This window comes from Desulfoscipio sp. XC116 (assembly GCF_039851975.1).
Lineage (GTDB): Bacteria > Bacillota > Desulfotomaculia > Desulfotomaculales > Desulfallaceae > Sporotomaculum.
The window spans coordinates 4,108,655-4,122,436 of sequence record NZ_CP156660.1 but is presented as its reverse complement, the minus strand read 5'-3'; the positions used below and the strand labels follow the sequence as shown (position 1 = coordinate 4,122,436).

Genomic DNA, 13,782 nt, shown 5'->3' with positions numbered 1-13,782 from the left:
ATGAAGATTACTGATGTTTCTATAAAGCGGCCGATGCTGATTTTGGTGTGTGTAACCGTAGTGCTCTTGCTGGGGGCGGTGTCTTTTTCCCAGTTGAGTATTGACTTGTACCCCGAGATGGAATTACCCGTGGCACTGGTAATGACCAATTACGCGGGGGTGGGCCCGGAAGAAATTGAAGAACAGATCACTAAACCTATAGAATCGGTACTCAGTTCGGTAAGCGATTTGGATACTATTAGTTCGACAAGTATGACGGGCAGTTCCACGGTAACCATTATGTTGGATTGGGGAGCGGATATGGATGCCGCTTCACTGGAAATTCGGGAGCAAATTGATTTGGTTCGCGACGCCCTGCCTGAGGGCGCTGATGCGCCGATTGTTATTAAAGCGGACCTTTCCATGATGCCCATAATTTATTTGGCGGTGAACAGTGCAGATCCTATGCAGCTTAAGCAGACGGTGGACGACATTATTCAGCCCCGTTTGGAACGGGTAAATGGTGTGGCCAGTGTTTATTCTATGGGCGCTTGGGAAAGAGAAATTCAGGTGCGGGTGGATCCCGTCAAATTGAATGGTTACGGCCTGAGTTTAAATACTCTTACCGCTGCCCTGGGCAGTGATAACAGGAATGTTTCCGCCGGTGCTCTTCGGGAGGGCCGCAGTGATTTATTATTGCGGGTGACCGGTGAATTTGAAAACCTGGATCAGATTCGCAGTGTGGTAGTGGGCAACTTCGGGGGATCCCCGGTATACTTGAGTGACGTTGCCGAAGTGGTGGACGGGCAGAAAGAAGTTACCCAGATCGGCCGGGTTAATGGCCAACCGGGTATGATGCTGATGATCAGCAAGCAAAGCGGCGGCAATACGGTGGCGGCGGCCCAGGAAGTCAAGGCGGAACTGGAAAAACTGGGGCAGGAACTGCCTTCCGTTGACTTTCAAATTATTATGGATCAGTCGGAATTTATTGAGACATCTATTAATAACCTTACAGACCACGCGGTAATAGGCGGTATACTGGCTATATTAATGGTCTTGATATTTTTGCGCAATTTCCGCAGCACCTTGATTATATCAACATCTATACCTATCTCCATCATTGGAGCCTTTGTGCTGTTATATTTTGGCGACATGACTATCAATATGATCACTCTGGGCGGTTTGGCCCTGGGTGTAGGCTTAATTGTTGATGATGCCATTGTGGTACTGGAAAATATCGTCCGGCACAGCGAGGCGGGGATGGACCGGGTTATCGCGTCCCGGCAGGCCACGGATGAGGTGGGGTCGGCGGTTATTGCCTCGTCCTTGACAGTGGTGGCGGTTTTTGTACCCTTTATCTTTGCGAAAGGTCTGGCCGCCCAGCTTTTTACGCCGATGGCGTTGAGCATCAGTTTTTGCATACTGGCTTCGCTGGCGGTAGCCATCACTATAGTGCCTCTGCTGGCTTCCCGTTGGTTAAAAACGGCTAAAACCGGCCGGGAGGAGCAGTCGGCCGGCAACCGGGAAAAACTCCGGGGCATGGGGCGTCTGTACAGTGCATCCGAGCGGTGGTTTAATCAACTGGACGATTATTATCGCCGCCTGTTGCAAGTTGCTTTAAAAAGGCGTAAATTGACCATATTGATAGTGCTGGTAATATTTGTCCTGTCTCTTTTTGCCATACCCGTGGTGGGGATGGAGTTTATGCCCGGTACGGATCAGGGCTATGTTACTATTAATGTTGAAATGCCCAAGGGAACCTCGCTGGATGAAACCAACCGGGTACTTACAGATATTGAGCGTGTGGTGGAAAACAGGCCGGCCATTGATAGTATCACTTGCCTTGTTGGCAGCGGCGGATCAATGGTCGGGGGAGACAGTTCGGACAAGGGGCAAGTAATCTTAAAGCTGGTAAATCAAAATGAAAGAGAGATAACTGCCGATGATCTGGCCAACCAATTAAGTGCCGAACTAAAAGATATTCCGGGTGCTGACATTAAGGTTTCGGCCATGGAATCCGGCATGGGTACCGGCGAAGCGCCGATAGTAATTAAAATCAGAGGTGACGACCTGGATGTTCTGGCTCAGCTGGGTGACGAGGTAGTCGCTGTAGCGGAGCAGGTGCCCGGCACTCGCGAGGTATCCAGCAGCTTGGAAGAAGGACGCCCCGAACTGCACGTGATAATAAATAGGGACCGGGCCTCCATGTACGGATTAAGCCTGGCCGAGGTATCTTCCGCAGTGCGCACTGCCATTGATGGTACTGTGGCCACCCGCTACCGGGTGGGCGGTGAAGAAGTGGATATTCGGGTGCAGATACACGGAACCGATTACGAATTTACCCAAAGTGAACTGTCCGGCTTAAATATAGCGACGCCCGCGGGTACGCTGATTCCCCTGAGCCAGGTGGCGGAACTTAAGCAGGATCAGGGTCCCAATACGATTAATCGTGAAGACCAGGCTCGTATTGTTACGATAACTTCTCAGCTGTCCGGACGCGATCTGCGCAGTGTAACACAGGATATTGAGCGGGATATAGAGGATATAAATATGCCTTCCGGCTATCTTGTGGAATTCGGCGGGGAGCAGGAGCAAATGGCTGAAACCTTTGGCACTCTGGGATTGGTTTTAGTTCTGGCCATTATTCTGGTTTATCTGGTTATGGTGGCCCAGTTCGAATCCTTAATGCACCCCTTTGTGATTATGTTTTCCGTGCCGGTTACCCTGACCGGGGTTATACTTTCCTTGTTGATCTCCGGCCGGACTTTCAGTGTAACGGCCTTTATCGGCGTGATTATGCTGGTGGGCATCGTGGTCAAAAATGCCATTGTGCTGATCGACTATGTCAATATTCTCCGGCATCGCGGGCTGGAGAGAAACGAAGCTATTTTAAAAGCCGGTCCCACACGTCTGCGGCCGATTTTAATGACGGCTTTATGTACTGTCATGGCTATGTTCCCCATGGCCTTGGGTATCGGTGAAGGTGCGGAATCACAGGCGCCGCTGGCTACGGTGGTGGTGGGCGGACTGTTGTTCTCCACACTGATTACCCTTGTTTTGGTACCGGTGGTATATACATTAATGGACGACCTTAGCAATAAGTTTCGAGCCAAGGTTTTCAAAAGAAATAAGAGTGCCAACGAAGCATTATAGAAATTGACCCAATCGACGATATTGCAATTAATGGTGGTGATATTTGTCAAAGACGTTGCTATTAGATGCTATTTAAAAAAGCAATATTATTGCGGGCCCAGTGAGGCAATTCCGGACTCCAAAGCAAGGCCTCTGAAGAAATGCGGGCTTGTAAAACGCAGATTGCCGCGTCGCTTTGCTCCTTGTGATGACGGACTTCAATCGTCGCAGGGGTTGTATCCATGGTAATGACAGCCTTTGAGGCTTCCTAAATTACTTGGTAGAGGAAAAGGGGATAGGTTTTTAAAATGCCTGATCCCCTTTTCTATAATTTAGATTTTTTAAAAGTCTAAGACGGGGGCGATGGCCTATTAAAAATAAAATAACTATAATAGCGGTGCTAATGCTATTGATTGCCGCCTTGGCCGGGGTGACCTGGTATTACTGGTATAACAATATCCATTATGTATCTACCGAGGATGCTAAAGTGGACGGGGATATTTACAATGCGAGTCCGCGAATCTCCGGGGAGATTCTGGAAGTTAAGGTGGCGGAGGGTGATCTCGTACAGGCCGGCCAGGTTATTGCCAGGCTTGATGATACTGCCCTGCCGACAGGCGGCAACATTGATTTAACCATGGTGCGCTCTCCGATAAGCGGGCTGGTGATAAAGAAAACTGCCCACGCCGGTGAAATAGGAGCGGCGGGCCAGGCCGTCGCCATGGTAGTCAGGCCGGATGCATTGTATATTACAGCCAACATAGAGGAAACGGACCTGCACAAAGTAAAACCGGGCCAGGCGGTGGATATCAGATTGGACAGTGTGCCGGGTCAAGTATACGCCGGTCGGGTGGACTTTATTGGCGAGGCTACTTTGTCCACTTTTTCGCTGCTTAGCCAGGCGAACTCCGGGGGCAGCTTTACCAAGGTGGTGCAGCGTATCCCGGTGCGTATCGAACTTGAGGATATTGATAGATCACAACTGCTTTACGGCACTAATGCAGTGGTGAAAATCCATGTGCGCTAAATCTTCCGGCGACACGGCTTCACCGGCAATCTCCGGCACGCCTGACACTCTTAATCGCAGTGCATCCGGCCCGCCAGGTCCGGGTGGGCCGGACCGGCCGGGCTTTGGGCCACCTGGCGGGGGGCCGCCCGATGGCCGCATCCCCTGGGCACAACTGTTTATCCTCGTTGCGGGCGGTTTTATGGCTATTTTGGACAGCAGTATCGTCAATGTAGCCCTGCCCAAGCTGATGGCCATTTTTGGAGTGGGCGCGGAAAAAATACAGTGGGTGATGACCGCTTATCTGCTGGTTTCCGGGGTGGTTATTCCTGTAACCGGCTACCTGGGCGACCGCTTCGGCTATAAACGGCTGTATATTTATACGCTGGCGGCATTCACCGTGGGGTCGGCCCTGTGCGCCATTGCCTGGAGCAACAATTCGTTGGTGGCCTTTCGGGTGCTGCAAGCAATTGGCGGGGGTATGATGATCCCGGTCAGCATGGCTATGCTTTTTCGCATTGTGCCGCCTCAAAAAATAGGCATGGCCCTGGGCGTATGGGGCATTACCGCCATGCTGGCCCCGGCTATCGGTCCAACTGCCGGCGGTTATCTGGTAGATAACTTTTCCTGGCATACTATATTTACCATTAACATACCCATCGGCTTTGTGGTAGTCTTCCTTGCGGGGCTGATTCTCCGGGAAACTGACGTTCGTCACGATTTAAAATTTGATGTGCCAGGTTTTTTGCTTAGCGGTCTGGGCTGTTTTGCCCTGTTGCTGGCCTTGAGCGAGGGGCAGGACAAGGGGTGGACTTCGCAATACATAGTAACATTGCTGTTAAGCGCCTTTTCCATGCTGCTGCTGTTCGTGCTGTGGGAATTGCATACGCCCCAGCCTATGCTGGATATCCGTTTGCTGCGCAACCCCGTGTTTGCCGCCAGCCAGGCCACTACCGCCATATTAACCATGGGTCTGTTTGCAGCTATCTTTCTCATACCTATTTACGCGCAGAACTTAATGGGGCTCACTCCCATGCAAACCGGACTGCTGCTTATGCCCATGGCGCTGATGAGTGGCATAATGATGCCTATCAGCGGCCGGCTGTACGATAAAATAGGCGCCCTGCCCTTATGCATTGTCGGCATGGTTATACTAATCATCACCACTTACGAATTACGCGTTATCAATATGGATACCAGTTATCACTGGCTGCAGGTGATGCTTACGATCCGGGCGGCCGGCATGGGTCTGATGATGATGCCCGTCACCACCGCGGGTATGAACACATTGCCGCCCTTTTTATCCGGCCGGGCTTCGGCGTTCAACAACCTGGTACGGCAAATTTCAGCATCCATGGGCATAGCTTTTTTAACCTGGGTGATGCTGAAAAGACAGGTTTTCCACGCGCAAATGCTGACCGACAGTGCCAGCCTTTCCAACCCGGTGGCTCTGGATAGCATACAGCTGTTAGGCGCTCAATTGGCCGCCTCCGGTATTTCGGCCGGGCAGGACGGCCCGGTGGCACTGCTTGCGTTAACGGTGCAGCAGCAATCCATGGCACTTGGTATCGGTGACACTTTTGTAATTGGCACAATAATTATTTTATTTGCGGTGCCGCTGATATTTTTGCTTGGCAAAAAGCGGGTGGAGGCTCAGCGTGAGATTGAAATGAAGCGATACGCCCCTTAGGGATGCCTGATTTACCCGTAGATAACAAATAAGCGGTGCTGTTGCAACTATCATAGCGAACGAAGCGAAGCAATCTCGGAGTATGGGATTGCTTCGCTTCGTTCGCTATGACGTACTAAACCATGCTTTCATCTTTTATGGTGCCGTGCTTAGCGGTATAGATGTTTAATCGGAAATTTATTTCTAATTATTTAATTTTATATAGAAATAGCGATAATTTTAAGCTAATATGTTGCAGGAACGTGTAATAATCTGTAGAAGTAGTAGTATGTTCTAAGCCTCATCGTGCTGTCTTCCTGCCGGGGTCTAATATTATACAGCGGTTTTTGTACCGTATTTGGATATTGTGGGAGAACCGGACAACATTCCTTATTCTAAATATACGTCGTGAAAATTATATTTCCGGTGTAATTTAACATGTATTTTAATAATGTTGGAGAGCAATGCCATGACTGCAAAAAAGAAAAGAATAAAAAAGGAAACCGCCGGCCAAGCGGTTGTAAAGGATAAGCAAGCATTTGACTGGCTGCATCAGATAGCCTTCTGGGGTCTGGCCCTGCTGCTCTTTTTCCCGCCTTATTTTCAGGGACTTTTCTTTGCTCCGGGGCAGCAAAAAGCGATTATTTTCGTCATTCTGGTATTCTGGCTTACATTCCTGTGGCGCTGGCTGCAAAATGACCGTAAATTCCTGCGCGGACCACTGGACTACTTTGCTTTGGCCCTGCCGGTGATTTACATAATATCCGCATTTACGGCAGTGAACAAAGGACTGGCCATAGATGAAGTGGTCAAGAACATACTCTACTTTCTCACCTACTGGTCCGTCTCACGATTGGTGCGCAATAAAGAAGACATACATAAATTGCTGCACGTTATCTACATCAGCGCCATCGGCGTGGCCCTGGCCGGGCTGGCAACGGCTGCGGGGATTATACATATTAACGATGGTTTTAATGTTTCGGATATTGGTGGTTTTATTTCGTCTACCTTTCAGTATCATAACGCACTGGCCGTTTATCTGGGTGCGGTGTTCTTTGCGGGGCTTTACTTGTGGCATTTATCCAATGATCGCCGCCGGCCGGTTTTGTCGAAAACGGCCAATGCCAAGGGAATTAGCCAGCTGGAACTGTTCTGGGCAAAAAACTCCGGTTTCTTTTATGTGTCCGGCAATTTCTTGTTGCTGGCCCTGCTTTTAGGCAGTAAGTCCCGGGCCGGGATTCTGGTATTTGGCGTAGTCCTTGTATTGTATCTGATAGCTGCGGGGAATGAAAGGCGCCTGAGCGCATCACTGATATCGGGTTATCTGGGAATAACCGCTTATGTCGTAATGAGCAGGTTTATTCCCCTGGTTCAGGATAAGCAATACGGTACCGCCTGGCTTTGGGTCGGTGGCGGTGTGGTTCTGGCCCTGACCGGGCAGCTGGTTTTCACCCTGATTGACCGTTATGTATTCAGCCGCTGGATGGACGACGGTAAAAAGTTTATTCTGGCTTTTGCCTCCTTGGCAGCCATTGTTATCGTGGCCGGCGGGATTTTTATCGCCGGGAAACCACAAGTCGTTGCCAAAGTGACCAACGCCGAATATTTGCACAACGCTTACCAGCGCTTTTACTATATGGATTGCGCGCGGGAAATGATAAGCGAGCATCCCCTGTTGGGTTGGGGCGGCGGAGGCTGGAAGGAAGCCTACGAAGCTTACCTGACATACCGTTACACCACTCGGGAGGTGCACAGCTACTACTTCCAGGTGGGCGTGGAAACGGGAATTCCGGGTGTGGGTATCGTGTTGGGCATCTGGCTGGCGTTTATGTATTCGTCTTATTTGCTGCTGCGTAAGAGCGTGGACCGAGACACACGGCGGTTGGTATGGCTGCTGGTAATGATTTTTTTGATGATCTCCGGACATGCCCTGATTGATTTCGATCTTTCTCTTTCGGCTATAACTCTTGTTCTGTGGAGTGTATTTGGCATTGTCTCGGCTTTGCCGCGGCTGGGCGGGGTTGAGAAAGAACGCCGCAAAAAACAAACCGGTCCCGGCGTAAAATTTGTGCCCCTTGTTGCGGTCACGGCAGTATCGCTGGTCATATTTCTGATGAGCGCATGTCTTTTGGACGCAGCCAATAAATATGATCAGGGAATGTACCGTTTAGGGACAAATAATGTCAACGGGGGGCTTGAAAGCCTGGAAAAGGCTGTTGCTTACAACCCCTTTAGCGCCAAGTACCGGATTATCCTTTCTCAGGTTTACAATGGGCTGGGTAAAAACAATGCAGCGCTGGTTGAGGCCCGGAAAGCGGTAGACTTGAGTCCATACGGTTTTGCGGCTCGCACCAACCTGGCTAAAATAGCCGCGGCCGGCGGCGATCATGATTTGGCGGTGGCGGAAATTGAAAATACCGTATCGTTGGCGCCTAATAACATAGAAACTTATGAAGAATATGCCCAAGATTACGTAAACCTGGGCGTAAGAGAATTGACCACCGGCAAAAGTGATGCTGCCCGGGAGCACCTCGGCCGGGCAGCCGGTGTTGCTGGGATGATTGACCGGCAGGTGGCGTCTTTAAGTGACCGGGATCTTGAAATGTGGCAGGGACCGGCATTGACATTGACTGACAAGATTCGTCTCGCTTTGGGCCAGGCAGCCTATTTTCAGGGCAGCTTTTCCGAAGCACGGGAATATCTGTCCCGGGCATCAAACTCGAAAATGCAGGATGTCAAAGGCCGGGCCTTGGTATGGTTGGCGTTGCTGTATGAGAAAGATGGCCGTGCCGAACAGTCGAAAAAATTTCTGGATGAAGCAGACAAACTTATCCCGGAATATGCTCAACAATACGAAGCTTTTAAGGAAATTCCGGTTCTGTAAGGTTTTAAATGTTATGATATGATTATAGGGTTGGTCGGAATAGCTTAAGAAAACCTTGTTTAAGGGGCTTTATGGTTATATGAGTTATGACCAGAGGTTAAAAACTATGGAAAGTAATGCCGCCCGTGCAGCAGACGGTACTTGCCCTGCTGCCGGATATGATTTTCTTCTGCATATGACGGTGGCGCGCAATGCCAAGCTACGGTTATTGGCCGTGCCCCTGCTGATTTTTAATGATATATTGGCCTTTTATTTAAGTATTTTAATTGCCTATTCGGTGAGGTTGCTTTTGCTGCCTGCTGTAGTGAAAGTTTTTCCGGAATTGCCATCTTTAACGTTCATTTTTCGTAGTATCTGGTGGGTACCTTTTCTGGGCTGCTTGTTTTTTATCTTTGAAAAGACGTATACCAAGCGTCTTCCTTACTGGCAGGAAGCCGGCCAAATAGTTAAAACCGCCACCCTGGTTTTTCTGCTGACTATGTGTATAGTATTTTTGGCCAAGCAAGGCGATAGCACTTCGCGGACCACAGTAATGCTTTCCTGGGTGGTTAGTATATTTATTGTGCCAACCTTTCGCTATCTTGGCAAGTTACTGCTGGCAAAGCTGCATATCTGGGAAAAACCGGTTCTTATCGTTGGCGCCGGGGAAACAGGCAGGCTAATCCTTAACGCCCTTGACAATGAACCTACCCTGGGCTACAAACCGGTGGGCTTTTTGGATGATGATAAAATTAAGCATTTGCACCCGCCCAGACTGGCTTCGGGGCAAGAAGTTCCCGTGCTGGGTAACTTGGGCGATGCCGAAATCATTATGGAACGCAGCGGCGTCCGTGATGTTATAGTAGCCGTACCCGGCATGCCGTCCAAGAAACTCGTCCAATTGGTTAATCGGTTGCAGCGTAAGGCGCGCAACTTAATGGTGGTGCCCGATCTTTTCGGTATGGCTATGGAAGGGGTCGGCGTACAGTACCTGTTTAACGAACGCACGTTGCTGTTGGACATCAAAAATAATCTGAACGATAAATTTAACATTTTTATTAAAAAAGTATTTGATTTGTCCGCCGGTTTAGTTATTTTTACATGTCTATTGCCGTTTATGATTTTGATTGCCGCCCTGATTAAAATTGAATCCAAAGGACCGGTTATATTTACTCACCGCCGTTTGGGGAAAGGTGGCGTTGAATTCAATTGTTTAAAATTCAGGACCATGGTCAGTAATGCGCAGCAGGTTTTGGGTGAGCTATTGGAAAGTAATCAGGATGCCTATGAAGAATGGAACAGGGATTTTAAGTTGAAGGATGACCCCCGGGTTACCCGTATCGGCGGCTTTCTGCGTAAAACAAGCTTGGACGAATTGCCCCAGATCATAAATGTTCTAAAGGGAGAGATGAGCCTGGTCGGACCCAGGCCGATAGTCCGTGATGAAATAATCAAGTACGGCACCAGTATTGATAATTATTATCAAGTGCTGCCCGGCATTACCGGTTTATGGCAGGTTAACGGAAGAAATGACGTGGACTACAAGACCAGGGTGCAAATTGATACCTGGTACATACGCAATTGGTCATTATGGCTGGATATAACTTTGCTTATACGTACCATCAGCGTTGTTATTGCCCGTAAGGGGGCGTATTGAGAATATAGTGCAGTCCCTCATTGCAATGAATAAACTTGCAATGTGGTTTGGACGTCTGTCATTGCGAGGAGCGAAGCGACGAAGCAATCTCCGCTTTGTAGCCCGCATTCTTTGGGAACCGGCCTTGCAGTTTGGGATTGCTTTGCTTGCGCTCGCAATGACAGTTGGAAAAGCATACCGGAAGAAAAGCAATCTGAACTACTTAGTAGGATAGATAGGTCGGAAGGATAAATTTCGAATGAAAGATGATAATGATGGACAAAGGGATTTTCTATTGCGCTTCAACTTCATCGCATATCCTTAACTTCCACCTGCCCTACCTGCAGTTTTTTAAAGAACAGGGCTGGCGGGTGGATGTAGCCGTGGCTGGCGCTGGTGCTGGCGCCGACCACGGTGCGGCGGAAATTCCCTATGCGGATAATGTACTGGAGCTGCCAATTAAGAAAAACCTGTTGGCCATCGAAAATTTACGTGCCATATTTGCCGTTAAGCGGCTTATAATTGAAAATCGGTATGACATTATCAGCGCTCATACCACCCTGGCCGGCGCTGTAGTCCGTCTCGCCGTGATGCTGGCGGGAAAGCGACGCTGCGGAAATATCGTGTACACTTCCCACGGATATTTCTTTAACGAGAAAAGGCGGCTTTCCGAACTTCCCTACCTTTGGGTGGAGCGACTGCTGGCACCGGTAACCGATGTGCTGATGGTGATGAACAGCGTGGATCACAGGCTGGCGAAGCGATATAAGCTGGGAAAAAAAATTACCTTTATTCCCGGGATGGGACTGGATCTTTCAAAATTCTCCGGTGTAAGTGATAAAGAAAAAAAGAAACTAAAAATTGCTGCCGGCTACAAAGAAAATGATTTTCTGATCGTCTATGCCGCGGAAATGAGCAAACGCAAAAACCAGGGAGAATTGATCCGTGCCTTTGCTCTGGCGGCAGCTGCGGAACCTTCACTGAAGCTTTTGCTGGCGGGGGACGGAGCATTGAAAGCCCGGTGTGAGAAAATGGCCCAACGATACGGTCTGAACGACCGCGTTTGCTTTTTGGGACATGTTTCAGATATGGCATCCTTATATCGCATTTGCGATTTGGCGGTCTCTACAAGCCGCAGCGAGGGGTTGCCCTTTAACGTGATGGAAGCCATGGCCTGCGGTTTGCCGGTAGTGGCGTCCCGGATAAAGGGGCATACTGATTTGCTGGGTGGGCTACAGGAACGTTTCTTATACAATTTAGAGGAAGAGAGGGCGCTGACGGAAATGTTGTTGACACTTTGCCGTGATGAGGCATTGAGATATGTGCTAGGCGATGAGAACAGGATGAGGGTCCGTAAATATGGGTTGGAGCTAGTGAGGTCAGCGGTGATAAATAGGTATGGGGGATTTTAGTATATGACAGAGGATGCTGAATCTTGAAGATTTGCTGTTTTTGTGAAATTTGGGGTACGGGCGGGATCGAATCATTTTTGCTGAATATGTTGGAGCATATGGATAGATCCGGCTTGGAGATTGATATAGTTGCGGAAAAAAAGACCTCAGATTTATATATGCCCAGGGTAGGAGCCATGGGTTTGGGCTTTAAAGTCCTTTCCGGTAGTACGAGGAAGTTGCGTAAAAACCTTGCGGCATTCCAGGTTCTTTTGCAAGAACGCAAATATGATGTCGTTCATCTGAATATTTACCAGGCACTTTCGTTGTTATATGCTCGATATGCGAAACGGGCTGGCGTACCGGTCCGTATTGCACATGCCCACGGTTCAGGTCTGCGGCCCAGTATTACACGCCAACTAAAATTATTTTTACATAGGGTATCAAAAAATATGCTAAGCAAGTACATTACGGAATTTTGGGCCTGTTCCGGTAAAGCTGCTAGTTTTGTGTTTCCCAAAGGAATAAATTATCGATTTATTCCTAATGGAATCAATACCGATCGGTTTATTTTTAACTTGGTAATACGTGAGAAAATACGACTGAAGTTGGGACTCGAAAACTGCTATGTTATAGGAAATATTGGACGTTTGAGTTCCGAAAAAAACCAAAGCTTTCTTCTGGATATATTAATGTGTTTACATGAAAAATGTCCGGAGGCGGTTTTAATGTTGGTTGGTGAAGGTGAGGAGAGATTCTGCCTTAAAGAAAAAGCGAAAAAATTAAGCCTGTCTGATAAGGTACTTTTTTATGGACTAAGTGAGAATGTGCCACATTTGCTTTGGGCTATGGATGTGCTTGTTATTCCATCTTTCGTTGAAGGCTTTGGAATTGTAGCGATAGAAGCGCAGGCTGCAGGCCTGCCTGTGCTGTGTTCGACCGGAATGCCTCGTGAAGCTGGGCCCACGGAGTTGGCTAAATTTCTTTCTCTTGATGCAGGAGCGGAGATTTGGGCGGAGCACATCTTGGCAAGCCGGGGCACAGCAAGAATGGAAACCGCAGAGATTCTTAAGCGGTCGGGATATGATATTGTATCCGTTGCTAAAACAATACGTTCGTTATTTATAATGGGGGAGCCGCTATGAAACCACTTGTCAGTGTGATCTTACTATCGTATAAAAGTACTACCCTGTATGAAGCGTTGGACTCGGTTTTAGAACAGGATTACGATAATGTTCAACTGATTGTCTATGATGATGGGACTCCTGGTCTTACTGCAGAAACGATAGATGTCTATATATCTGGAAAGAGTGCTTCAAACATCAGGGAATGCATCGTAATTCATAATGATGTAAACCAGGGGACTGTGCGTTCGCTGAACAATGCTATTTCAAGGGCGGAGGGAGAAATTATTTTTACTCTGGCCGGCGATGATCGCTTTGCAGATAGCTCGGTATTATCGGGATGGACGAAGGCCTTCAAAGAAAGCTCCTCAGAAATAATGACAGCTTTTTGTGAAGACTATGATAGCACGATGACACAGTATATCGAAACAAGGCCTTATTTGAAGCAGGCTGAGCTTCTCAAAACAAGATCCGCCCGCGAGTTGTTTGAGTTATATATTCAGGAATTCTTTGTGCCCGGCTGTTGTATAGCTAGGACGAAAAGGTTCATAGAAAAATTCGGCCTGCATGACGAAAGGTTCAGGCTGATAGAGGACGCTCCCATGATTTTGACGATATGGAGCCGGAACGGGACTATCGGATTTTGGGACCGGGTGGCCGTTAGGCATCGTACCGGAGGTGTCAGCGCGCCGGAAAATATTAATATAGCGTATGAAAACGATCTTAACAATATCTTTGAGTTAGTTATAAAATCTACTTCGAATAACCTACGAAGAGATAAAAAGAGATACTTCAAATATATCGCGCGGCATAAGAGGGCCAGGAAATATGAGTATTATTGCAAGAAATATCAAAATAAAAAAATTAAGCTCTTGCTGCTCGGTATTTGGTTTTACTCAAAGTATCCGGTTACTACACTTAGGAGTTTTCTCCGGGAACCGGGGATAATTCATAAGAAGTTATGCCCTTAAAAAACAGATGT

Annotated in this window: 8 protein-coding genes; all 8 read left to right on the top strand. The window is 48.3% G+C overall.

The features are described 5' to 3' along the window. On the top strand, positions 1-3,132 hold the full coding sequence (locus tag ABDB91_RS19260; protein ID WP_347489335.1) for an efflux RND transporter permease subunit: 3,132 nt from the start codon (positions 1-3) through the stop codon (positions 3,130-3,132). Between the two features lie 382 nt (positions 3,133-3,514). After that, the gene (locus ABDB91_RS19255) at positions 3,515-4,138 is read left to right on the top strand and encodes an HlyD family efflux transporter periplasmic adaptor subunit (RefSeq protein WP_347489334.1); all 624 of its coding nucleotides are present in this window, start codon (positions 3,515-3,517) and stop codon (positions 4,136-4,138) included. Next, positions 4,128-5,807 (top strand): DHA2 family efflux MFS transporter permease subunit, encoded by a 1,680-nt coding sequence (locus tag ABDB91_RS19250; protein WP_347489333.1) that lies wholly within the window; start codon positions 4,128-4,130, stop codon positions 5,805-5,807. The genes ABDB91_RS19255 and ABDB91_RS19250 overlap by 11 nt, the downstream gene beginning before the upstream one ends. A gap of 448 nt (positions 5,808-6,255) precedes the next feature. Next, positions 6,256-8,670 (top strand): O-antigen ligase family protein, encoded by a 2,415-nt coding sequence (locus ABDB91_RS19245; protein ID WP_347489332.1) that lies wholly within the window; start codon positions 6,256-6,258, stop codon positions 8,668-8,670. 79 nt (positions 8,671-8,749) lie between these two features. After that, positions 8,750-10,306, top strand: coding sequence for an undecaprenyl-phosphate galactose phosphotransferase WbaP (gene wbaP, locus ABDB91_RS19240; protein ID WP_347489331.1), 1,557 nt, complete (start codon positions 8,750-8,752; stop codon positions 10,304-10,306). Positions 10,307-10,557: 251 nt separating this feature from the next. Next, positions 10,558-11,697 carry a glycosyltransferase gene (locus ABDB91_RS19235; RefSeq protein ID WP_347489330.1) on the top strand — a complete coding sequence of 380 codons (1,140 nt, stop codon included), beginning with the start codon at positions 10,558-10,560 and terminating at the stop codon, positions 11,695-11,697. 23 nt (positions 11,698-11,720) lie between these two features. Beyond that, positions 11,721-12,821, top strand: a complete 1,101-nt coding sequence (locus tag ABDB91_RS19230; RefSeq protein WP_347489329.1) for a glycosyltransferase — start codon at positions 11,721-11,723, stop codon at positions 12,819-12,821. Beyond that, positions 12,818-13,771, top strand: coding sequence for a glycosyltransferase (locus ABDB91_RS19225; protein ID WP_347489328.1), 954 nt, complete (start codon positions 12,818-12,820; stop codon positions 13,769-13,771). Before ABDB91_RS19230 ends, ABDB91_RS19225 begins: the two co-directional genes overlap by 4 nt. Positions 13,772-13,782: the final 11 nt, after the last annotated feature.